Consider the following 23,502-nt stretch of genomic DNA (forward strand, 5'->3'; position numbering starts at 1 on the left):
TTATCCGAGGCGTCATGCACCCTAAGGTACAGGGCGCACCCGCGCCGGACTGTCGCACATATGACATTCGCATACGATCTAGGGTAATTCCCCATGAACCTGTCACGGGCTTTGCAGACCCACGCCGCCTGGTTTGATTTGCTGGATGACGCCCAACAAGCGCGTGTCATCCGGGATACCACGCTGGCCCAGGTCGAAGCCGGCACCATCATCGAACACAAAGGCGTGGTGGCTGGGGCCTGGATCGGGGTGGTGGACGGCCTGATCAAGGTGTCGGTCGGCAATGCCGACGGCAAACTGGCCTCGCTCACCGGCGTACCCGCGGGCGGCTGGATCGGCGAAGGCTCGCTGCTGAAGCGCGAAGCCCGGAAATACGACATCATCGCCCTGCGCCGCAGCGTCATCGCCCGGCTGCGCGGCGACACATTCGACTGGCTGCTCGACAACAGCATCCCCTTCAACCGCTTTCTGCTGCATCAGTTGAACGAGCGGGTGGCCCAGTTCATCGGCAAGGCCGAACACGACCGCCTGCTGGCCCCGGATGCCCGCGTTGCCCGGTGCCTGGCGGAACTGTTCAATCCGCTGCTGTATCCCAGCAATTCCACCCGCCTGGAAATCACCCAGGAAGAAATCGGCTATCTGGCGCGGATATCCCGCCAGCGCACCAACCAGGCGCTGCGCGCCCTGGAAGCCGCCCGGCTGCTGAAGATCGAATACGGCGCCGTCCAGGTGCTGGACCTGGACGGCCTGAAGCAGTACGGGGTGTGACACCCCGGTCACGCTTCCCCGGGGGCGCCGGCGTCAGTGGCCGCCCAGGTACGCCGCCGCCACCGCCGGGTCGCTGCGCAGCTGGGCCGCCGGGCCTTCGACCGCAATGCGGCCGTTTTCCAGCACATACCCGTAATCCGCCACCGCCAGGGCCGCCGCGGCGAATTGCTCGACCAGCAGCATGGTGACGCCCTCGCCCTTCAGGCGCGCGATGATGCGAAAGACCTCATCCACCAGGATCGGTGCCAATCCCATGGAAGGTTCATCGAGCAAAATGACCTCGGGGTTCAGCATGACCGCCCGCGCCATCGCCAGCATTTGCTGTTCTCCCCCCGACAGGGTGCCCGCCAGCTGGGTGCGACGCTCCCGCAGGCGCGGAAACAGTTCCAGCGCGCGGGCCAGGTCATGGTCCACGTCGCCTTTGGCGCGGCTGCCGGTCAGGCGCGGAAAGGCGCCCAGCAGCAGATTGTCGGTCACACTGAGCGTGGGGAAGACCCGCCGGCCTTCGGGGGAGTGGGCCAGCCCCAGGCGGGCGATCCGGTGGGATTCCAGCCCCTGGATCTGACGGCCGCCCAGCGTGATGACGCCCGCCGATGGCCGCAGCATCCCCGAAATGGCCTTCATGGTGGTGGTCTTTCCGGCCCCGTTCGACCCGATCAGGGTCACGACCTTGCCGGCCGGGACTTCCAGGTTGATGCCGTGCAGGACCTTGACCTTGCCGTAACCGGCTTCCAGATTTTCAATTTTCAACATGCTTGGGCTCCTGCCTGTTCACCGCCCAGATAGGCTTCGATCACCCGCGGGTCCGCCTGCACGTCCAGCGGCAGGCCTTCGGCGATCTTCTGGCCGAAGTCCAGCACCGACAGAGCATCGCAGACGCCCATCACCACATCCATATGGTGCTCGATCAGAATCACGGTCAGGCCGCGCTCCTTGATCTTGCGCATGATGGCCAGCAGCTCTTCGATATCGGGCGCCGTCAACCCCGCGGCAGGCTCGTCCAGCAGCAACAGGTGCGGATCCAGGGCCAGCGCCCGGGCGATTTCCAGCAGGCGCTGCTTGCCATAGGGCAGGTTGCGGGCTTCCTCGCCGGCCAAGGACGCCAGGCCGACGAAATCCAGCAGCGCATAGGCGCGATCCCGCGCCGCCCGTTCTTCCCGGCGCCACAGCGGCAGACGCAGGGCGATGCTGCTCAGGCCGCTCTTGAACGTGTGATGCAGGCCGACGAGGACGTTTTCCAGCGCCGTCATTTCGCCGAACAGCTGCACGTTCTGGAAGGTCCGCGCCACGCCGCGAGCGGCGATCTCGGACGAGGTCAAGCCCGCCAGATCCTTGCCGGCAAAGACCACGGAACCCGAAGTCGGCACATAGATGCCGGTCAGCACGTTCATCATCGTGCTCTTGCCCGATCCGTTCGGCCCGATCAGGCCGTGGATCGTACCGCGCCGCACTTCCAGGTCGACCTCGTTGAGGGCCTTGAGTCCGCCGAACTGCATGATGGCCCGGCTGACCGAGAGCAGCACCCCATGCGAGGCATCCGGATCGCGGCCCACCTGGGCCAGGCCCGGCGTCGCCGGGGACGGCGCTTCGGCGTCATTCCGGCGCCTGCCCCAAAGCTGGGTGACGAACCCCACGATGCCGTCGGGCAGGTAATACACCACGAACAGGATCATCAGCCCGAAGATCGTCAGCCGCCAGTCGGTCATCTGCTCCAGGACCAGCGACCCCGCCGCCAGCGCCAGCGAGCCGACGACGGGCGCCGCCATGCGCTTCCAGGTGGCCCGGCCGCGCCGCACCGCCACCGTCGCGCCGATGGTCACCAGCACAGCCAGGCCGATGGCCAACGGACGGAACGTGGACACGTCATCCAGCATCTTGGGCAGCAAGACGATGATGGCCGCCCCCAGCAGTGCGCCGGAGCGGGTCTTGCGCCCCCCCATGATGAGGGCCAGCAGGAACAGCACCATCAGTTCGAAGGTGTAGGTATTGGGCGAGATGTACTGTTCGGAATACGCGTGCAGCGCGCCCGACAGCCCCGCCAGCCCGGCGCTGATGACGAAGGCCACGACCTTGTAGCGATAGACGGATACGCCCATGCAATCGCAGGCGATCGGACTGTCGCGCAGGGCCTCGAAAGCACGGCCGTAATGCGAACGCGCGACCCGCTCGGTAAACAGCACCGACAGGGACAGCAGGCCCAGCACCAGCCAGAAGAACTCCGGGCCGGTCAGCATGTGGTCGCCGATCATGGGCTTGTCCAGGCTGATGCCCAAGGGCCCCGCCGTCAGGAAACCCATTTCATTGATCAGGATCTGGATGATGGTGCCGAAAGCCAGCGTGACCATCGCCAGGTAGGGACCCGTCACGCGCAGGGAAGGCAGCGCCAGGATCACGCCGAAGACGGCCGTGACCGCGATGGCCGCTGGAATCGTGACCCAGAAGGGCATGTTCAGCTGCAGGATCAGCACACCGACGGTATAGGCGCCGATCCCGAACAGGCCGGCATGGCCCAGCGACACCTGGCCGGTGTAGCCCACGACGATGTCCAGCCCCAGCAGCAGCACTGCATAGATCAGGATCGTTTCGATCAGATGCAGGTAGTACGGATTCTGCACCACCAATGGCACCGCGGCCAGGACGGCCGCCAGCGCCACAAACGAAAGCAATGACTTCTTGTTCATGGATCAGACCTTCTTGATCGCGGTTTTCCCGAACAGGCCGGCCGGACGCAACGTCAGCACGAGCAGCAGCAGGATCAGGCCGGGCACGTCCTTGTAGCCCGTGGACAGGTAGAAACCGGTCATGGTTTCGATCACGCCCAGCAGCAGGCCGCCCACGATGGCGCCCATGCCGCTGTTGAGCCCGCCCACGATGGCGACCGCAAAGGCCTTCAGGCCCAGGACCGCGCCCATCGAAGCGCCCGTCAGCGTGAGCGGCGCCACCAGCACGCCGGCGAAAGCCGCCGTCAGCGACGACAAGGCGTAGGAAAATGTGATCACCAGCTTGGTGTTGATGCCCATGAGGCCGGCCGCATCCCGGTCGCCCGAGGTGGCCACCACGGCCTTGCCGTAGATCGAGGTGCGGTTGAACAGCTCGATGGCCCCCATGATCAGCAAGGCCCCGCCGACCACCAGCAGCTCCATCGGCAGGATATGGGCGCCGAAGACCGTGAATGGCGTTTCGGACACAGGCGACGGGAAGCGCAGCGCATCCCGGCCCCAGACGTTCTCCGCCACGTTGCGAAAGATGATGCCCAGGGCGATGGTCGCCATGATCCAGCCGAATTCGGACCGGGCTTCGATCGCCGGGCGCACCGCCACGCGTTCGACCACGGCGCCCTGCAGCATGCCGAAGATGCAGACCAGGGGAATCATCAGCCAGTAGCTGACACCAAAGCCGACCAGCGTCAGCCCCACCAGCCCCCCCAGCATCAGGGCATCGCCCTGGCCGAAGTTCAGGGTCTCGGAGGTGGCATACGTCAGTTGATAACCAAAGGCAATGACCGCATAGATCATGCCCAGCGCAATGCCGCTATAGGCAAGCTGCAGAAAAATCGTCATGACACATTCCAACGAAACGCGCCGTCCGGCAGGCGGAACCGCACCGGACGGCGCTGCACGACATGCCTCTCCGGCGGGCCGTCAGGCCGCCGCGAGAAGACACGAATCAGGCAGGGTTACTGCGCGGCCTGCCCGGAGTTGGCGATGCTGCGCTTTTCGTCTTCCGCGTGCGCGAAGATCACGCGGCCCTTGGACACCTCGCCCATGTACACCATGTCGGGAGAATCGATGGTTTCGTGGTCGGTCGCCGAGTACGGCTGTTTGTAGGTCATGATCACGCCTTCAACCGGCTTTTGCAGGTTTTCCAGCGCCGCGCGGATGTCCGGGCCCTTGGTGCTGCCGGCCTGCTGGATGGCGGCCGCCAGCAGCAGGACGGAGTCATAGCCCTGAGCAGCCGACACCGCCGACTCCATCACGCCGTTCTTCGGTTGATCCGCCTTGACGTAGGCGTCGATGAACGCCTTGCGCTTGGGCGTGTTGGGGTTCTGGATGAAGGTCTGCGGCATCAGGGCGCCGTCGCCGTTGGCGCGGGCCGTATCGATGAAGTTGGCCATGGCCAGGGTCCAGCTGCCGATCATCGGCACCTTCCAGCCCAGTTTCGCCATGCCATTGGCCAGCTGCGCCAGCTCGGGTCCGATGGCGTAGGTCAGCAGCGCCTCGGCGCCGGCTTCCTTGGCGCGAAGCAGTTGCGCGGTCATGTCGACGTCACCGATATTGAATTTTTCCTCGGCAACCGGTTTGACGCCCAGCTTTTCCAGGGCCTTTTCCATGTCCTCGCGGCCCAGTTGGCCGTAGTTGGTCGAGTCGGCCATGATGGCGACCTTCTTGAAACCGCGCTTGGTCACGGCTTCGGCGGCGATCATTGGCGCCTGGATATTGTCCGCGGCCGAAGTGCGGAACACGTAGTTGTGCGGGTATTTCGGCTGTTCAAACTGCCGGGACACCAGCGTGCCCGTGGACACATTGACGAGGACCGGAATCTGGGCCTGCTGGTAGAAACGCGTGCCCGCCAGCGCCACGCCGGTATTGATGAACCCCAGGGATGCCACCACCCGTTCGCGATTGATCAGTTCCTGGGCGATCTGCACGCCGCGTTCGTTCTTGGCCTCGTCATCGCGTTCGACCAGTTCCAGCTGGCGGCCCAGCACGCCGCCCTGCGCATTGATCTCCTGGGCGGCGATGCGCACGCCTTCGCGCATGCTGACGCCCATGGAGGACGAGCCCCCGGTGTACGGGCCGGACACGCCGATCTTGATGGTGTCCGCCGCTTGCACCGTGGCGGCCAGCGACAACGTCAGCGCGGCGGCCAGGCAGGTCTTGGAAAATTTCATGAAGTCTCCTGTGCGTGATGCGGCCGACTGTCGACGCCGGCCATGAATGGTATCGGCGGAAAGTCTAGCGATCCGTCACAGGAGCGGTTGGAAAATGCCTCGGGGCAGGGCGGAAAATAATTCCGCACCCGATCACCCCCCCTAGGGGGAGACCGGAGTCCGGCGGCAGAGGTCCCGGAGCCATAGGGAAAACGATAATCTGATTCCCATCAGCGGCACGGAGGCATCGTGACACAGGTAGTAATGGGAATCCGGCGCCGCCGTCACCGAAAAAGGCGCGACCAGCTGCCCTGTCTGCAGACAATGGCCCGCCAGGCTGCGCCGTGTGATCATCACCCCCTGACCGGCGCAGGCGGCCGCCATGGCCATGCCCAGATCGAAGAAGCTCACCCCTTCCTCGGGCTCGGGCCAGTCCAGTCCCGCCGCGTCGAACCAGGGCTTCCAGGGATCCAGGGGACTGTGCAGCAAATGACTGTGCAGCAGGTCGGAGGGCTGGCGCAAGGGACCGTGGCGGCGCAGATACTCCGGCGAGCACGCCGGAAAGACCACGTCGTCGGTCAACAGCTCGGAGACGGCCCCGGGATAGCGCCCCAGCCCGAACCGGATCCAGAAATCGGCCTGGGACGGCCCGATGTCCAGGTAAGGGATGGACATCACGACGCTGAGATCCAGGTTGGGGTGCATCTGCATGAATTCATGCAGATGCGGCCCGAGCACCCAGTGGCCGAAGGACGGGGTGGTCACCAGGCGCAGGCTTTCGCGCGGTTTCTTGGCTCGATGGTGCAGGGAGACGTCCGACAGCAGATGCAGCGCCGTCCCGATCTGCTCCAGGTATTCATGGCCGACGGCCGTCAGCACCACGCCCCGGCTGCCCCGATCGAACAAGGGCTGACCCAGCAGGGCTTCCAGCTGGGTGATGCGTTTTCCCACCGCACTGGCCGTGAGGCAGAGTTCCTCGGCCGCCCGGCCGAAAGAACCCAACCGGGCGGCTGATTCAAACGCCCGTATCGTCGCCAGGGAAGGCAGGCGGATATGCTGTTGGGCGAGTGGCATCATCGCAGGATCCCTGGCGCTGATTGGACAAGTGATCCGGCATTGTGTCACAGCATCCGGTCACCGCCTACCCGGCGCGCCCGCGCAATCACCCCAGGCGCACCAACCCGGCGGCGGCCGTCTGGTTCGTGGCGGTGTCGATCAGGATGAACGAGCCCGTCGCCCGCTGGGTTCCATAGTCATCCAGCGCCAGGGCGTCGCGGGTGCGCAGCCGGACCCGGCCGATGTCGTTCATGGCCAGGGTGCCGTGCCAGTCCACGGAACGCAGCTCGTGGATATCGCGCCGGGTTTCCACCGCCTGGATGCGGGCCTGGGTCAGGCGGCTGCCCAATTTCAGCCAGTACAGGCGGGCGGGGTTCAGCGCCTGCTGGTCCAGCCAGCACAGATCCGCATCGAAATCCTGCCGCAAAGCGGGCCGCGCATGATCATCGACCAGCAGATCGCCGCGCGACACATCGATGTCGCGGTCCAGCACCACCGTGATGCTGTCGCCGGGCCGGGCTTCTTCCAGTTCCTGGTCCCCGCGCAGCAGACGCGCGATGGTCGCCGGTTCCTGGCTGGGCAGGACCTGCACGGCATCGCCCACCCGCCAGGCGCCGCCCTGCAATTGGCCGGCATAGCCCCGGAAGGCGTCGGGGCCGCTGCCCTGGTGGCGGATGACCCACTGCACGAAAAAACGGGCCTGGCCGTTGCCCTGGTGCGGGTCCAGCGGCAGGCTTTCCAGCAGCGGCAGCAGCGGCAGGCCGCGATACCAGGGGGTCAGGCTGCTGGGCTGCACGACGTTGTCGCCCGACAGGGCCGACAGGGGCACGATGTGGAAATGAGGGATTTCCAGCCGCGCGGCCAGATCCTGGTAGGCGGCATGGATGCGGTCGAATACCCCCTTGTCCCAGCCCACCAGATCCATCTTGTTCACGGCCACGATGATGTGCTGCAGGCCCAGCAGGCGCGCCAAAGTGCTGTGCCGCTTGGTCTGCGGCAGCAGTTCGCCATCGACCACCCGGCTGGCGTCGATCAGGATGATGGCGGCATCGGCCGTCGAGGCCCCCGTCACCATGTTGCGCGTGTATTGTTCATGTCCCGGCGCGTCCGCCACGATGAACTTGCGCACCGGCGTGGCGAAATAGCGGTAGGCGACGTCGATGGTGATGCCCTGCTCCCGTTCGGCCTCCAGGCCGTCGGTCAGCAGAGCCAGGTCGTATTGCGCATCCGGCGCACGGGTGTATTTGGACCCGGCGATGGCTTGCAACTGATCGGCGAACACGCCCTTGCTGTCCAGCAGCAGGCGCCCGATCAGGGTGGATTTGCCGTCGTCCACGGAGCCCGCCGTGATCAGACGCAAGACGCCGGTTTCAGGGTCGGCCGGCCATTGTTCATTGATCGCATTCATCAGAAATATCCTTGTTTCTTGCGTCGTTCCATCGACGCTTCGGAAGTCTGGTCGTCCATGCGCGTGGCGCCGCGCTCGGTCAGGGTGGCGACCGCCGTCTCGGCGATGATGTCGGCCGGCGTCGCGGCGTCGGATGCCACCGGGCAGGTGCAGGACACGTCGCCCACGGTACGAAAGCGCACGGTCAGGCGCTCGCCCCGTTCGCCCTCTCGCGGCGGCGTCAGGGGGGTCACGGGGACCAGCAGCCCCTGGCGGCGCACGACCTCGCGTTCATGCGCGTAATACAGGGACGGCAACGCCAGCCGCTCACGTTCGATGTATTGCCAGACATCCAGCTCCGTCCAGTTGGAAATGGGGAACACGCGAATGTTCTCGCCGGGGTGGACGCGCGTGTTGTACAGGTTCCAGAGTTCCGGGCGCTGGGCCTTGGGGTCCCATTGGCCGAATTCGTCGCGAAAGGAACAGATGCGTTCCTTGGCACGGGCCTTTTCCTCATCGCGCCGGGCGCCGCCGATGCAGGCATCGAAACCGAATTCCGCGATGGCTTCGAGCAGCGTCGTGGCCTGCGCGGCATTGCGCGAATCCGTGGCATGGCGCAGCACCACCGTGCCCCGGGCGATGGAATCCTCGACGCCGCGCACGATCAGTTCTTCGCCCAGTTCCGCCACGTGGCGGTCCCGGAAGGCGATGACTTCGGGGAAATTGTGCCCGGTGTCGATGTGCATCAGGGGAAAAGGGAAACGCCCCGGACGAAAGGCCTTTTCCGCCAGCCGCAAGAGCACGCAGGAATCCTTGCCCCCGGAAAACAGCAGCACGGGCCGCGCGCACTCGGCGGCGACTTCGCGCAGGATGTGGATGGCTTCGGATTCCAGCCAGTCCAGGTGAGTACGGGTCGAGGAAGCAATCGCAGTCGTCATGATGAAAAGATGGATTCGACAGAAACAGGGTGAAGGGGATCGACCGCCCTGGGGCGCACCCCGGGACGATCCGTCAGGTTGGAGGCGTGCAGGCCGCATTCGCGGCTATCGCGCTGCTCCCACCACCAGCGGCCGGCGCGGGGATCCTCCCCCGGGCGCACGGCCCGGGTACAGGGCTCGCAACCGATGGAGGGATAGCCCCGGTCGTGCAGGGGGTTGTAAGGGACGTCCAGCGCCCGCACGACGGCCCAGACCTCGTCGGCCGACCAGGCCGCCAGCGGATTGAATTTCCGCAGGCCGAAGGCGTCGTCCCACTGTGATTCGGGAAGCTCCGTGCGCGTCACGGACTGTTCGCGGCGCTGGCCCGTGATCCAGGCGGAATGCCCCGCCAGCGCCCGGCGCAGGGGCTCGACCTTGCGGATGCCGCAGCATTCCTTGCGCAACGCGACACTGTCGTAAAAAGCGAATTCCCCATGCGCCGTCACGTGCGCCTGAACGGCGGCCGGATCGGGATGCATGACCCGCACGTCGATGCCGTAGCGGTCACGGATCACGTCCACCAAGGCGACGGTCTGCGCATGCAACCGTCCGGTATCCAGCATGAAGACACCCAGGGGCCGCGGCAGTTGCGCCAGGGCATGGATCAGCAAGGTGTCCTCGACGCCCATGGACGAGGCCAGGACGGCATCCGGATGAGCCGCGGCAATCGTCTCCAGGCGAGCCAGCAAGGCCTGCCATTGGTTCGAGAGCGGGGCGGTCAGAGGGGTGGGCACGGCATGTTCTCCATCGAGGCGGCAGGAACGGGCAACGCCGACCTGCGACGAAGCCCAGTGTGCCCGCGCGGACACCGCAACGGAACGAACAAATCGTTGATTCCATATAACCCCGGAAACGCCCGGGCCGGCGCGGCGCGGCCCTCCGCAGGAGAATTCTTCCGCCCCCCGACTCCACAGAAGCGCGAGGCCGCACTAAAATGGTGCCGGTTGTATGTCCTTGTCATTTCTGAATTCATCAAAAGGCTGCACATCATGGCTGAACCGCATTCCCACCCCTTGCCCTCGTATCTGGACCCCGCCCACCCGGGGCCCTGGGGGATCTACCTGGAACAGGTCGATCGGGTGACTCCGTACCTGGGCAACCTGGCCCGCTGGGTTGAAACCCTGAAACGCCCCAAGCGCATCCTGATCGTGGACGTGCCCGTCGAACTGGACAATGGCACCGTGGCCCACTTCGAAGGCTATCGGGTGCAGCACAATACGTCGCGCGGACCAGGCAAGGGCGGTGTGCGTTTTCACCAGGACGTCACGCTGTCCGAAGTCATGGCCCTGTCGGCCTGGATGTCGGTGAAATCCGCCGCCGTCAATCTGCCTTTCGGCGGTGCCAAGGGCGGCATCCGCATCGATCCGCGCCAGCACTCCCAATCCGAACTGGAACGCATCACCCGCCGATACACCAGCGAAATCCACGACATCATCGGCCCCAGCAAGGACATCCCCGCGCCCGACGTGAACACCAACGGCCAGGTCATGGCCTGGATGATGGACACGTATTCCATGAACGAAGGCCGCACCACGACCGGCGTGGTGACGGGCAAGCCCGTCTCGCTGGGCGGCAGCCTGGGCCGCGTCGAGGCCACCGGGCGCGGCGTCTACGTGATCGCCTGCGAGGCCGCGCGCGAATCCGGCATCGACATCAAGGGCGCGCGCGTCGCCATCCAGGGCTTCGGCAACGTGGGCGGCACGGCGGCGCGCCTGTTCCATGACGCCGGCGCGCTGGTCGTCGCCGTGTACGACCACACCGGCATCGTCTATGACGAACGCGGGCTGAACGTCCCCGGCCTGATCGACCACGTGCACGAAACGGGCGGCGTGGGCGGCGCGCCCGGTTCCCAATCGCTCACCCCGAAGGAATTCTGGTCGCTGGAAACCGACATCCTGATCCCGGCCGCCCTGGAAGGCCAGATCACCCACGAAAACGCCGATCTGATCCACACCCGCATTCTGGTCGAGGGCGCCAACGGCCCCACCACCCCGGAAGCCGACGATATCATCTCGGCCAAGGGCACCGTCATCGTGCCCGACGTGGTCGCCAACGCCGGCGGCGTCACGGTCAGCTATTTCGAATGGGTGCAGGACTTTTCCAGCTTCTTCTGGACGGAACAGGAAATCAACCACCGCCTGGAAGCCATGATGCGCTCGGCCTACGGCGCCATGGCCGGGGTGGCTCGCCAGCATGGGGTGTCGCTGCGCACGGCGGCCTTCATCGTGGCCTGCACGCGCATCCTCGAAGCCCGCCAGGTACGCGGCCTCTACCCCTGATGCGCCGCCTGCTGCTGATCGGCACGGGCGGCACGATCGCCGCCACGGCCGATGCCCATCGGCTGACCGATTACCAGGTCACGGAGGGCATCACCGCCATGCTGGCCGCCATTCCAGGAGCCAGCGGCCTGGCCGACATCCGCTGCGAACAATTGTTCAACGTGGACAGCCGGGCGTTGCGCACCGCGCAGGTGCTGCAACTGGCCCGGCGGGTGCAACAGGCCGTCCATGACGACGCGGTGGACGGGGTCGTCATCACGCACGGCACCGACAGCCTGGAAGAAACCGCCTTCCTGCTGCACCTGACCGTGCGCACGCCCAAACCCGTCGTGCTGGCGGGCGCCATGCGCCCGGCCTCGGCTCCCAGCGCCGACGGCCCCTTGAACCTGATCAATGCCCTACTGGCGGCCCGCGATCCGTCCAGCCATGGGCGCGGCATCCTGATCGTCATGAACGACCGCATCCTGGCCGCCCGCCAGGCAGCCAAGGGACACACCACCCGGGTGGATGCCTTCGGCAGCGACGGCCTGGGGGTTCTGGGGGCGGTCTGCGACGGCCAGGTCCGCTATCAGCAGCATCCCGATCCATTGACGGCCCCGGCGCTGCCGCTGTCGGGCTTGCGCTCGCTTCCCGCCGTGGACATCATCCACGACTACCAGGATGCCCCGCTGCACGCCTACCAGGCCGCCATCCAGGCCGGGGTCCGAGGCATCGTGGTGGCGGGCATGGGCAACGGCAGCCTCAGCCCCGCGGCAGAGCGCGGTTGCGCCCAGGCGCGGCGCAAAGGGCTGATTTGTGTGCGAGCCAGCCGCGTGCCGCGCGGCCCGGTCACGGCCAAGGCGTCCGACGCTGATTCGGGTCTGCTGGCCTCGCACGACCTGAACCCCCTGCAGGCCCGCGTCGCGCTGCGTCTGGCGTTGGCGCATGGCTGGGACCGCGACGCCATCGGGGCATTGCTGCTGCAGTTGTAGAAAGACATCGCGCCGACGCTCGTCAGGGCGGACGGGCGAAAATGCCCCGGTCTCAAGCCGGGGCATTTCTTCACGTCGCGGCTTGCAAGCGGCTCCGATGAGTCAGGCGTGAAATAGCCCGCAGGGGCTATTTCACCCCAGTCTCAAGTCGTGGCATCCCTCCACGTCGCGGCTTGCAAGCCGCTCCGATGAATCAGGCGCGAAATAGCCCGCAGGGGCTATTTCGCGTCCTGATTCATCCAATCCAGGATCACCTTGCCGCTTTGCCCCGACAGCATGGCATCGAAGCCCTGGCGATACTCAGCGACCGGGAAACGGTGCGTCAGTATGGGCGACAGGTCCAGGCCGCTTTGCAGCATCGCGACCATCTTGTACCAGGTCTCGAACATCTGCCGGCCATAGATGCCCTTGATCTCCAGACCCTTGAAAATGATCTGGCTCCAGGCCGCGCCCACCCCATCGGGCAGGATGCCCAGCATGGCGATCTTGCCGCCGTGGTTCATCTGTTCCAGCATGGTGGCGAAAGCGCTGGGCACGCCCGACATTTCCAGGCCGACGTCGAAGCCTTCGGTCATGCCCAGTTCGCGCATCACGTCGCGCAAGTCTTCCCGCGCGACGTTCACCGTGCGGCTGGCCCCCATGCGGGCCGCCAGATCCAGACGGTAATCGTTCACATCCGTGATGACGACATTGCGGGCACCCACATGACGTGCAATGGCGGCCGCCATGGCGCCGATCGGCCCGGCGCCTGTGATCAGCACGTCCTCGCCCACCAGGTCAAAGGCCAGCGCGGTATGCGTGGCATTGCCATACGGATCGAAAATGGCCGCCAGATCGTCGGAGACATCGTCCGGAATGCGGAAGGCGTTGAAGGCCGGGATGACCAGATAGTCGGCGAAAGCCCCTGGCCGGTTGACCCCCACGCCCTGCGTGTTGCGGCACAGATGGCGGCGCCCCGCCCGGCAATTGCGGCAATGTCCGCAGGTGATGTGGCCTTCGCCCGACACCCGGTCGCCGATCTTGAAGCCCTGGACTTCCTGGCCGATCTCGACGATCTCGCCCACGTATTCGTGGCCCACATGCATGGGCACGGGAATGGTGCGAGCCGCCCATTCATCCCACTTCCAGATGTGGATGTCGGTCCCGCAGATCGCGGTCTTGCGGATGCGGATCAGAATGTCGTTGTGGCCCATTGCAGGTTTGGGCACATCCACCATTTCCAGCCCTGCGGCGGGCTGGGTCTTGGCCAAGGCTCTCATGGAAGCTCCATAGATAAAAACGAACGGCAGGCCGCAACCGGCCCGCGGAATCTGTTCAAAACGCGATCAGGCCGGACCGATGACGCCCAATTGACGGCCGACCCGGGCAAAGGCATCCACAGCCCGGTCGATGTCCTCCAGCGAATGCGCCGCGCTCATCTGGGTCCGGATGCGGGCCTTGCCCTTGGGCACCACGGGGTAGGAAAACCCGATCACGTAGATGCCTTGCGTCAGCAGGGCATCGGCCATGCGGCCGGCCAGCGCGGCGTCTCCCAGCATGACGGGGATGATCGGGTGCTGCCCCGGCACCAGGGCGAAACCCAGCGCCTGCATGGCCTGGCGGAAATGCTGGCCGTTACGGTGCACTTGCGCCCGCAACTGGTCGCCTTCGGCAGCCTGCAACAGCGCCAGCACACGGCGCGAAGCCGCCACGATGGCGGGCGCCAAGGTATTGGAAAACAGATAAGGGCGCGACCGCTGGCGCAACAGATCGACCACGACCGGATCGGCTGCTACGTAACCGCCCGACGCGCCCCCCAGGGCCTTGCCCAGCGTGCCGGTCAGGATGTGCACCCGTCCCTGGACACCGCAAAATTCGGGCGTGCCCCGCCCCCCTGCCCCCATGAATCCCACCGCGTGGGAATCATCGACCATGACCAACGCATCGAACTCATCGGCCAGATCGCAGATGGCGCGCAGATCGGCAATGATGCCGTCCATGGAAAACACGCCATCGGTGGCGATCATCACGTGGCGCGCGCCACCGTCGCGGGCGGCGTGCAGCTGAGCGCGCAGATCGGCCATGTCGTTGTTGGCGTAGCGGTAGCGGCGAGCCTTGCACAGGCGGATGCCGTCGATGATGCTGGCATGGTTCAAGGCATCGCTGACGATGGCGTCCTGTTCATCCAGCAGCGCCTCGAACAGGCCGCCATTGGCATCGAAACAGCTGGAATACAGGATAGCGTCGCCCATGCCCAGCCAGCGGGCCAAGTCGGCTTCCAGCGCTTTGTGCCCGGATTGGGTGCCGCAGATGAAACGCACCGATGCCATGCCGAAGCCATCGGCGGCCAATCCCGCCTGGGCGGACTCGATCAGGCGCGGGTCATTGGCCAGGCCCAGATAGTTGTTGGCGCAGAAATTCAAGACCTGTACGCCGTCCGCCAACTGGATCCGCGCCGCCTGCTGGCTGGCGATGACGCGTTCGGATTTATAGAAGCCGTCAGACTGCAACTGCCCGATCCGGGCCCGCGCATCGGCAAGAAATGCCTGGGACATGATTCACCTTTTGGGGGAACGTCGAAAACCTGCCTGGCATTGTACGCCGAGCCCCTACTTGTCGGACAATCGACGAAACTGTTGACAATCTGACGGCCAGTGCGTGACATTGCCTTGCAACGCTACGCCCTATGATTGCAACATCCGTTCTATATTCAGCCCTATGCACCTGCATGCACGCGCGATTCTTGCGGTTTTCCGGCTTGCCCTGGCATGTTGCCTGGGCTTGGCCGCCGCGCGGGCGCAGGCTCTGACCCTGAAGGTCGGCATCTATGACCAGAAGCCGGACGTGTACATCGGCGCCAACGGCCGGCCCGCGGGCATCCTGGGCGAACTGCTGAACGAAATCGCCCGCCGCGAAGGCTGGACCCTGCAGACCCAGGCCTGCAGCTGGGAAGCCTGCATGCAGTTGCTGTCCACCCATCAGATCGATCTGCTGCCCGACGTCTATTACACGCCCGAACGCGCCCAGGCATTCGGCCTGCATCACGTGCCGGCCCTGCACAGCTGGTCGCAGATCTACGCTTTGCCCGCCAGCGGTTTTCAATCGATCACCGATCTGAAAAACCGCACCGTGGTGGTGCTGGCCGGATCCACCCAGCAGGACTATCTGCGCACTACGCTCGACGGCCTGGGCATCAACGCCCGGATCGTGCCGGTCCAGCGGCTGGAAGAAGGCTTCCAGATGGTCAGCCGGCATCAGGCGGATGCCGTGGCAGCCGACTTCTATATCGGCGAACTCACCGCCCGCGACTACAACCTGGCGGCGACCCCCATCGTCTTCCAGCCCACCCAGGCCTTTTTCGCTACTCCGAAAGGCGAATACCCGGCCGTGCTGGCGGCCATCGACCGCTACCTGGGCGTCTGGCAGGCCGACCCGAATTCCTTTTATTTCCGCACGCTGGACCACTGGCGGACCCCTCCGGTCCAATCCACCCTGAGCGACAATGCCGCCTGGATCGTGGCGGGGCTGGCGGGCTTGCTGGCCCTGGTGCTCTGCGTCATCCTGGGCCTGAGAATCCAGATGGGCAGGCAGCGACGGCGCCTGCAATCGAGCGAGCAGCGGCTGGATGCGATCCTGGACAGCGTCGACGCCATCGTCAGCATCAAAGACCCCAGCGGCCGCTACCTGTTCGTCAACCGCAAACTGGAGGAATTCCTGGGTGCCGGCTCCGGAGACATCATCGGCCGGCGCGATGCGGATTTCATCACGGACCCTCAATCCCTGATGTCGATTGAACAAAGCGACCAGGCCATCGTGGACACCCGGGAACGCAGCGTCATCCAGCAAACGCTGAGGCGACCCGGCGGCGGCGATTCTCGCACGCTGCTGACCATGAAGGCGCCCCTGCATACACCCGATGGCGACATCGGCTCCATCTGCGTCGTCGCCACCGACATCACCGACCGCCTGCTGGCCGAAAGAACCGCCCACCGCCTGACCTACTACGACAGCCTGACCAACCTGCCCAACCGGCGCATGGCGCTGGAACGGCTGGCGCAACTGATCGAGCACGCGCAGCAGGATCGCAGCTATGGCGCCCTGCTGCAGATCGACCTGGACAGCTTCAAGAGAATCAACGACACCCAGGGCTATCGGGTCGGGGACCAGGTCCTGTCGGCCATTGCCGAACGGCTGGCCCACATGACGCGGGATCGCGATCTGGTGGCCCATACCAGCGCCGATGAATTCGTGGTGCTGATCGACGGGCTGGGGTCGGAACAGCACGACGCGGCCCGCACCGCCATGCACATCGCCGAAAAGCTGCGGCTGGCGATCTCAGGCAGCGCCCTGACCATCCAGAACACCCCGGCCTTCGTCACCGCCAGCATCGGCCTGACGCTGATCCACGCCGCCAGCCATACGACCGACCGCGTGATGCGCGAAGCCGACATGGCGACCCAGCGCGCCAAGGAACAAGGCGGCAACCAGGCCACGTTCTACGAGCAGGAACTGCAGGCGGAAGTCGAACAGCGCCTATGGCTGGAACACGATCTGCTGCAGGCCATCAACACCCCGCAGCTGTCGCTGTATCTGCAGCCCCAATTCGGCCAGGACGGCCGCGTGTCCGGCGGCGAATTGCTGGCCCGCTGGCATCACCCCCGCCACGGCGCCATCTCGCCCGCCCGGTTCATTCCGATCGCCGAGGAATCCGGCCTGATCAATCTGCTGGGGGCCTGGACCCTGGGGGTGGCCTGCGACACGTTGCTGACGCTGCAGGCCCTGGGAGAGATCTATCCGCTGTCGATCAATGTCAGCCCCAAACGCCTGATGGATCCGCAGTTCGTGGATTATGTGCGCGATATGCTGGAACAAAAGGGGCTGCCCGGCAACCGCCTGATCTTCGAAGTCACCGAAGGCGTCCTGATCCAGGACATCCAGGCGGTCGCCCGCCGCATGCAGGCCCTGGCCCGGCTGGGCATACGCTTTTCCATTGATGATTTCGGCACGGGCTATTCCAACCTGGCCTACCTCAAGCGCTTGCCTCTGTACGAACTGAAAATCGACAAGAGCCTGATCCAGGATCTGCCCCATGATACCGACGGCATCGCCATCGTGCAGATGATCCTGGCCATGGCCGATCAGTTGAATCTGCGGGTGGTGGCCGAAGGCGTCGAAACCGAGGACCAGTCCCGCTTCCTGTTCCAGCACGACTGCCACGCCCTGCAGGGCTTCCTGCTGGCCCGCCCTATGCCCATCGACGCCTGGATCGGCATCGTGCGCGAGCGCGGCAAGACGACCGAAGGGTAAAAGGCCCCCACGCCGCGCAGGCTACGCCCGCTTGCTGCCCCCCGAGGGGGCGCTTTCGCCTTGGGGCGGCCCGGCGGCAAAAGCAGGACCCCCACGCCGCGTGGGGACACAGGCGAGGTCAGGTGCGTTCTCTACTTTGGCGCATGCCGATCAGATGTCGAGTCGGCGCTCGCTCATCCACTTGACCTTGGCTGGGTCGCGGTGCGAGAAAAAGCTGCTTTCACCGGTTTCAAGCTGCGCGATGCGGCTCATGTCCGAGTCGTCGAGGGTGAAATCGAGAACCCGCAGGTTTTCCTCCATCCGCTCCTTGCGCACCGACTTGGCAAGCGCCACGATACCGCGCTGCACCACCCAGCGCAGCACAACCTGACCGACCGACCGGCCGTGCTTGCGGCCGATGTCCACCAGCGCTTCGTTCTGGAACAGGTTGTTGCGGCCCTCGGCAAAGGGCGCCCACGCCTCGGCCTGCACGCCGCTCTCGCGCATGAAGGCCACGCTGTCCTCCTGCTGGTGGAAGGGATTGACCTCTACTTGGTTCACAGCCGGCACGACGTCGTTGAAGCCGATGATGTCCATCAACCTGTCAGGGTGGAAATTGCTGACGCCGATGGCACGCACCTTTCCAGCCTTCAGGGCATCCTCCATCGCGCGCCATGACCCATGCACGTCTCCGAAAGGCTGGTGGACGAGGTAGAGGTCCAGATAATCCAGTTGCAGACGATGCAGCGATTTGTCGATGGCCCGCTGAGTGCGCTCGTAACCGGTGTCCTGCACCCACAGCTTCGTGGTCACGAAAAGGTCGGCACGCGGCACGCCGACGCTCTTGATGCCACGGCCAACCGCTTCCTCATTGAGGTAAGAGGCCGCCGTGTCGATCAGCCGGTAACCCGCGTCGATCGCCTCCACAACGCAGCGCTCGCATTCCCGCGGGTCGGGAATCTGGAAGACGCCGTAGCCGAGGGTCGGCATCATGACGCCATTGTTCAAAGTGATCTGTCGCATAACGTGTCCCTACCCATGGGAAATAGCCGCGCTGGCGATCCCTGGGCGGTTGTCGTAAAAGCGGAACCCGGCGTCGGCAAAAATCTGGACAACCCGTTATGAATATAGTCACTATCAAGACATTTGATTAGATGCTAAATTCCTCAAAAACTTGTGAATTTGATTCATCAATGCCACGCTACAGCTACAACGATCTGCTCGCATTCATTCAGGTGGCCCAGCAGGGCAGTTTCACGCGAGCAGCCGCGCATGCAGGCGTATCTCCATCCGCACTCAGCCACGCCATCCGTGCGCTCGAGGCCCGCTTGGACGTCCGCCTGCTGACGCGGACCACGCGCAGCGTCTCCGTCACGGAGGCGGGAGAGCGACTGCTGACACGTGTCGCGCCGCACTTCCAGGACATCGACGCCGAGCTGGCCACGGTGAGCGAGTTGAGCAAAAAACCCACAGGACTTGTCCGCATCACCGCATCTGAATTTCCTGCCACTTACCTGATATGGCCGACGCTGGCCAAGGTGCTTCCGGACTATCCGGACATCACCGTGGAGGTGGCCTCCGACTACAACCGCACGGATATCGTCTCCGAACGCTACGATGCAGGCGTACGTCTGGGCGATGAGATCGCCAAGGACATGATCGCCGTGCGTATCAGCCCGGATATGCGCATCGCGGTGGTCGGCTCACCCACCTACTTCGCGGGCAGACCGAAGCCGAAACAACCCCACGACCTGGCCGAGCACAACTGCATCAACCTGCGTCTGCCCACGCACGGCGGACTCATGGCCTGGGACTTCCGCAAGGGCAAGCGCGAACTCAAGATCCGTGTGACCGGGCAGTGGATCTACAACAGCATCTCTCCCATCGTGCGTGCCGCGCTGGCAGGGCAAGGCTTGGCATTCCTGCCTGAAGATGCCGTGGCGGATCAGATTGCCGAAGGGCGGTTGGTCCGCGTGCTGGACGATTGGTGCCAGCCCTACACCGGCTATCACCTGTACTATCCGAGCCGCCGCCAGGCGTCGGGTGCCTTGGCCGTCATCGTCGAGGCGTTGCGGTACCGGGGGCCCCGGCGCAAGACAGCGAAACCGAATCGGGCTCCGGAAAGCACCCGCCTCTGACGGGCTCGCGTCAATGACCGATGGACCCGCCGTATCGACTTGAGGCGCAGTCCGGCGAAATGCCCGGCTGGAGTCGCAATCAAAAAAAACCCCGCCCAGGCATCCCGGAGCGGGGCGCGTTGCCGGCGCTGGCCGGCACGCCGAGGTCTTACTTGAACATGTTGTTGTAATCCTCGTCGGACGGGGTCGACGGCGCGGCGCCGGACGGGGTCTCGCCCGCCCCCGCATCGCCGTCATAGAGCTTGGCGGTATCGCCGTAGCCCCCACTCCCGTAGCCGCCGAAATTGCCGGCGTCGATCTTGATGTCCTCGACATTGACCTGAGGCCGATCCGCCTTGTAGTGCGTCACCATGCCCGGATACAGCAGCACGGCCACCACCATGATGATCTGGATGGCGATGAAGGGCAGCGATCCCCAGTAGATCTGGCCCGTCGTGACCTTGGCGATCAGCTTGCCCGTGACCTTGTCCTTGTAGTCATTCTTGGGCGCCACGGACCTGAGGTAGAACAGCGCAAAGCCGAAGGGCGGGTGCATGAAGGACGTCTGCATGTTCACCGCCAGCAGGATACCCAGCCAGATCAGATCGATGCCCATCTTGTCGGCCACCGGCCCGATCAACGGCACGATGATGAAGGCCAGCTCGAAGAAGTCCAGGAAGAACGCCAAGCAGAAGGTCAGCAGGCTGACGACGATCAGGAAGCCCATCTGCCCGCCCGGCAGGCCGGTCAGCAGATGTTCCACCCACAAATCGCCATTGACGCCGCGGAACGTCAGGCTGAACACCGACGAACCGATCAGGATGAACACCACGAAGCACGTCAGGGTGGTGGTGGTATCCATGGCCTGACGCAGCAGCTTCAGGTTCAGCCGGCGCTTGATCACAGCCATGATCAAGGCGCCCACCGCCCCCATGGCCCCGCCTTCGGTGGGAGTGGCCACGCCGATGAAGATCGTGCCCAGCACCAGGAAGATCAAAGCCAGCGGGGGAATCATGACGAAGGTGACGCGTTCGGCGATCTTCGACAGCAGCCCCAGGCGCAGGATCTTGTTCAGGGCCGCCATGACAAAGGCCGCCGCGCCCCACAGCAGAATGCTGGTGACGATCAATTCGTCCACATGGGCCTGGTCATCCAGCAGGAATTCGACCCCGCCCACGGCGAAAGCGACCGACAAGGCCATCAGCACCAGCAAGGAGGGCACGCCGTGCCCGCCGTTGGATTCGACGAAGGTACGGGCCTCGGGCGGAATGGCCGGCGCCGATTTGGGACGGAACACCGCCATGCCGATCACGTACAGCATGTACAAGCCGGTCAGGGCGAAGCCCGGCAGAAAGGCGCCTTTGTACATGTCGCCGATGGACCGTCCCAACTGGTCGGCCAGCACGATCAGCACCAGCGAGGGCGGAATGATCTGCGACAAGGTGCCCGATGCGGCGATAACCCCCGCCGCCAGACGACGGTCATAGCCGTAGCGCAGCATGATGGGCAGGGAGATCAGTCCCATGGAAATCACCGAGGCCGACACCACGCCGGTGGTCGCCGCCAGCATGGCCCCCACCAGAATGACGGCAATCGCCAGACCGCCACGCAGCGGGCCGAACAACTGACCCACGGTTTCCAGCAGGTCCTCGGCCATGCCGGAGCGCTCCAGGATCAACCCCATGAAGGTGAAGAAGGGCACGGCCAGCAGGGATTCGTTGGACATGACCCCGAACACCCGCTGAGGCAGGGCCTGGAACAAGGCCGGCGACAGCAGACCCAGATCGATACCGACTAGACCGAACAGGATGCCGTTGGCCGCCAGCGAAAAGGCGACCGGGAAACCCAGCAACAGCAAAATGACCAGCATGCCGAACATGATCGGCGCCATATAGGCAAGCAATAAGGCTTCCATGATCAGCGCTCCTCGTGCGAGGCGGCCTCGCGCTGTTCGGCATCCCGGGCGATCTCATCGGCCAGTTCTTCTTCCGCCGATTTACCGATGTGCGTATCCCGGGGGTCGGGGCACAGCCCGCCCAGGCAGCCGATGCATTTGATCAAATGCGACAGACCGGCGGCCACCAACAGCGCAAAGCCGATGGGGATCAGGATTTTCGCCGGCCAACGGATCAGGCCGCCCGCATTGGAGGACTGTTCCAGGTTCACGAACGCGTCCATGAAGAACGGCCAGGACAGCCACATGATCAAGCCGGCCATGGGCAGCAGGAAGAACAGAACCCCGAAGATCTCGATCCAGATCTGCGTCCGGCGGGAGAAATGGGAGGCCAGCACGTCGACGCGGACGTGTTCGTTTTTCAACAGGGTATAGCCGGCAGCCAGCAGAAAAACGCCGCCAAACAGATACCACTGCAATTCGAGCCAGGCATTGGAACTGACGTTGAAGACCTTGCGGACCGTCGCGTTGGTGGCGCTGACGAGCACGGCAAGAAGAATCAACCAGGTCACAGCCTGGCCCACGCGGCGATTGATGGCATCAATCGCCCGTGAGAGGGCTAGGAGTGCATTCATGGAGAAAACCAATCAAAAATGAGAGAACCCCGGACACGCAGAAGCCCCCGCAAGCGGGGGCTGATGCACGAACCGGCGACACGGGCCGGCCGAAGCCGGCCGGCGCAAGGCGTGCAAGCGATTATTTCGCTGCTGTGGCCATGTACTGGTCGTAGCTGCCTTCGGCAATCCGGAACCAGGGGATTTCATGGTCGCGGAAGGCCATATAGGAGTCGTGGATCTTCTTGAAGTTGGGATCCTTGGCCGAGAGTTCGGCGTAGGTTTCCTGGGCCGCCTTGTAGCAGGCGTCCATGACGGGTTTCGGGAAGGCGCGCAGTTTGGCGCCTTCGCCGATCAGGCGCTTCAGGGCATTGGGGTTTTCGGCATCGAAGGTGGCGATCATGGTATTGGTCGCCAGGGCGGATGCCTGGTCCAGCACGGCCTGGTAGTGTTTCGGCAGGGCCTCGTATTTGTCCTTGTTGACGTACAGGGACACCTGCAGCGTGCCTTCCCACCAGCCCGGGAAGTAGTAGTACGGAGCCACCCGATGGAAGCCCATCTTTTCATCATCGTAGGGGCCGATCCATTCGGCGGCGTCGATGGTGCCCTTTTCCAGAGACGGGTAGATATCGCCGCCCGCAATCTGCTGCGGCACGACGCCCAGCTTCATCAGCACCGCGCCGGCGAAAGCGGAGGCGCGGAACTTCAGGCCCTTCAGGTCTTCGACGGTCTTGATTTCCTTGCGGAACCAGCCGCCCATCTGGGTGCCCGTGTAGCCGCAAGGGAAATTGACGATATTGAACTTCGCGTACATGTCCCGCAGGATCTTCAGACCGCCGCCATGAAGCACCCAGGCATTCATCTGGCGCGTATTCAGCCCGAACGGCACGGCGCCGTCGAAACACAGCGCGGGGTCCTTGCCGTAGTAGTAGTAGGACGCCGTATGGCCGCATTCGACGGTGCCATTCTGCACGCCATCGAGCACACCCAGCGCCGGCAGGATTTCACCCCCCGGGAAGGCACGGATCTGGAATTTTCCGCCTGTGGCTTCGGAGACGAACTTCGCGACGTTTTCACCGCCGGAGTAGATCGCATCCGCGCTGCGCGGAAAACTGGAAGCCAAGCGCCACTGGAGGGCGGGCGCATCCTGGGCGAAGACGGGAGCGGCGAGAGTGGTGCCGCCGGCGGCCACGCCAAAGGCGGCCTTCTTGAGGAAGGAACGACGTTGCATGAGAGAGAGCCCCTATGAGTTGATGGTAAACCCGGATTTTTGTACTGTTTTGTAAACAGCGAGAGCGCGCGAA

The 23,502-nt window shown here is 64.6% G+C and carries 19 protein-coding genes; 5 read left to right on the forward strand and 14 right to left on the reverse strand.

Annotation, left to right across the window (positions count from 1 at the left end):
- The first annotated feature begins 93 nt into the window (after positions 1-93).
- On the forward strand, positions 94-768 hold the full coding sequence (locus tag WBG56_RS11825; protein WP_424268516.1) for a Crp/Fnr family transcriptional regulator: 675 nt from the start codon (positions 94-96) through the stop codon (positions 766-768).
- A gap of 33 nt (positions 769-801) precedes the next feature.
- Here WBG56_RS11825 and WBG56_RS11830 read toward each other — a convergent pair whose 3' ends face one another.
- The 8 genes from WBG56_RS11830 to WBG56_RS11865 all read right to left on the reverse strand — a co-directional run bounded on the left by WBG56_RS11830 (position 802) and on the right by WBG56_RS11865 (position 9,792).
- On the reverse strand, positions 802-1,521 hold the full coding sequence (locus WBG56_RS11830) for an ABC transporter ATP-binding protein (RefSeq protein WP_424268518.1): 720 nt from the start codon (positions 1,519-1,521) through the stop codon (positions 802-804).
- Entirely contained in the window at positions 1,515-3,449 is a 1,935-nt protein-coding gene (locus WBG56_RS11835; RefSeq protein WP_424268520.1) for an ABC transporter permease subunit, read from the reverse strand. Before WBG56_RS11835 ends, WBG56_RS11830 begins: the two co-directional genes overlap by 7 nt.
- 3 nt (positions 3,450-3,452) lie before the next feature.
- Positions 3,453-4,328: a branched-chain amino acid ABC transporter permease gene (locus WBG56_RS11840; RefSeq protein ID WP_424268522.1), complete on the reverse strand. Its 876-nt coding sequence runs from the start codon at positions 4,326-4,328 to the stop codon at positions 3,453-3,455.
- A gap of 116 nt (positions 4,329-4,444) precedes the next feature.
- The gene (locus WBG56_RS11845; RefSeq protein ID WP_424268524.1) at positions 4,445-5,659 is read right to left on the reverse strand and encodes an ABC transporter substrate-binding protein; all 1,215 of its coding nucleotides are present in this window, start codon (positions 5,657-5,659) and stop codon (positions 4,445-4,447) included.
- A gap of 141 nt (positions 5,660-5,800) precedes the next feature.
- Positions 5,801-6,715: a LysR substrate-binding domain-containing protein gene (locus WBG56_RS11850; protein WP_424268526.1), complete on the reverse strand. Its 915-nt coding sequence runs from the start codon at positions 6,713-6,715 to the stop codon at positions 5,801-5,803.
- A gap of 85 nt (positions 6,716-6,800) precedes the next feature.
- Complete coding sequence (locus tag WBG56_RS11855; RefSeq protein WP_424268528.1) at positions 6,801-8,102, reverse strand: sulfate adenylyltransferase subunit 1; 1,302 nt, start codon at positions 8,100-8,102, stop codon at positions 6,801-6,803.
- Positions 8,102-9,019 carry a sulfate adenylyltransferase subunit CysD gene (cysD, locus tag WBG56_RS11860; RefSeq protein ID WP_424268530.1) on the reverse strand — a complete coding sequence of 306 codons (918 nt, stop codon included), beginning with the start codon at positions 9,017-9,019 and terminating at the stop codon, positions 8,102-8,104. The genes WBG56_RS11855 and cysD overlap by 1 nt, the downstream gene beginning before the upstream one ends.
- Complete coding sequence (locus tag WBG56_RS11865; protein ID WP_424268532.1) at positions 9,016-9,792, reverse strand: phosphoadenylyl-sulfate reductase; 777 nt, start codon at positions 9,790-9,792, stop codon at positions 9,016-9,018. Before WBG56_RS11865 ends, cysD begins: the two co-directional genes overlap by 4 nt.
- A 255-nt stretch (positions 9,793-10,047) precedes the next feature.
- Here WBG56_RS11865 and WBG56_RS11870 point away from each other — a divergent pair, with 255 nt between their 5' ends.
- Positions 10,048-11,337: a Glu/Leu/Phe/Val family dehydrogenase gene (locus WBG56_RS11870; RefSeq protein ID WP_424268534.1), complete on the forward strand. Its 1,290-nt coding sequence runs from the start codon at positions 10,048-10,050 to the stop codon at positions 11,335-11,337.
- Positions 11,337-12,308, forward strand: coding sequence for an asparaginase (locus WBG56_RS11875; protein WP_424268536.1), 972 nt, complete (start codon positions 11,337-11,339; stop codon positions 12,306-12,308). Before WBG56_RS11870 ends, WBG56_RS11875 begins: the two co-directional genes overlap by 1 nt.
- 218 nt (positions 12,309-12,526) lie before the next feature.
- Here the strand turns inward: WBG56_RS11875 and tdh are convergent, their stop codons facing one another.
- Together tdh and WBG56_RS11885 are read right to left on the reverse strand one after the other, a co-directional pair.
- Positions 12,527-13,567, reverse strand: coding sequence for an L-threonine 3-dehydrogenase (gene tdh, locus WBG56_RS11880; protein ID WP_424268538.1), 1,041 nt, complete (start codon positions 13,565-13,567; stop codon positions 12,527-12,529).
- A 66-nt stretch (positions 13,568-13,633) separates the two neighbouring features.
- Positions 13,634-14,842, reverse strand: coding sequence for a glycine C-acetyltransferase (locus WBG56_RS11885; RefSeq protein WP_424268540.1), 1,209 nt, complete (start codon positions 14,840-14,842; stop codon positions 13,634-13,636).
- A 163-nt stretch (positions 14,843-15,005) separates the two neighbouring features.
- Here WBG56_RS11885 and WBG56_RS11890 point away from each other — a divergent pair, with 163 nt between their 5' ends.
- Positions 15,006-17,594 (forward strand): EAL domain-containing protein, encoded by a 2,589-nt coding sequence (locus WBG56_RS11890; RefSeq protein WP_424268542.1) that lies wholly within the window; start codon positions 15,006-15,008, stop codon positions 17,592-17,594.
- Positions 17,595-17,744: 150 nt separating this feature from the next.
- Here WBG56_RS11890 and WBG56_RS11895 read toward each other — a convergent pair whose 3' ends face one another.
- On the reverse strand, positions 17,745-18,596 hold the full coding sequence (locus WBG56_RS11895; RefSeq protein WP_424268544.1) for an aldo/keto reductase: 852 nt from the start codon (positions 18,594-18,596) through the stop codon (positions 17,745-17,747).
- A gap of 170 nt (positions 18,597-18,766) precedes the next feature.
- On the opposite strand from WBG56_RS11895, the gene WBG56_RS11900 reads away from it, so the two are divergent.
- Positions 18,767-19,711: a LysR family transcriptional regulator gene (locus tag WBG56_RS11900; RefSeq protein WP_424268546.1), complete on the forward strand. Its 945-nt coding sequence runs from the start codon at positions 18,767-18,769 to the stop codon at positions 19,709-19,711.
- 148 nt (positions 19,712-19,859) lie between these two features.
- On the opposite strand, the gene WBG56_RS11905 is transcribed toward WBG56_RS11900, so the two are convergent.
- From WBG56_RS11905 to WBG56_RS11915, 3 genes are all read right to left on the reverse strand, one after another.
- Positions 19,860-21,605 (reverse strand): TRAP transporter large permease, encoded by a 1,746-nt coding sequence (locus tag WBG56_RS11905; RefSeq protein WP_424268548.1) that lies wholly within the window; start codon positions 21,603-21,605, stop codon positions 19,860-19,862.
- A gap of 2 nt (positions 21,606-21,607) precedes the next feature.
- Entirely contained in the window at positions 21,608-22,219 is a 612-nt protein-coding gene (locus WBG56_RS11910) for a TRAP transporter small permease subunit (RefSeq protein ID WP_424268550.1), read from the reverse strand.
- 121 nt (positions 22,220-22,340) lie between these two features.
- On the reverse strand, positions 22,341-23,429 hold the full coding sequence (locus WBG56_RS11915) for a TRAP transporter substrate-binding protein (protein ID WP_424268552.1): 1,089 nt from the start codon (positions 23,427-23,429) through the stop codon (positions 22,341-22,343).
- Between the last annotated feature and the right edge of the window lie 73 nt (positions 23,430-23,502).

The sequence above is a fragment of the Castellaniella sp. genome (assembly GCF_049671645.1).
GTDB lineage: Bacteria > Pseudomonadota > Gammaproteobacteria > Burkholderiales > Burkholderiaceae_B > Castellaniella.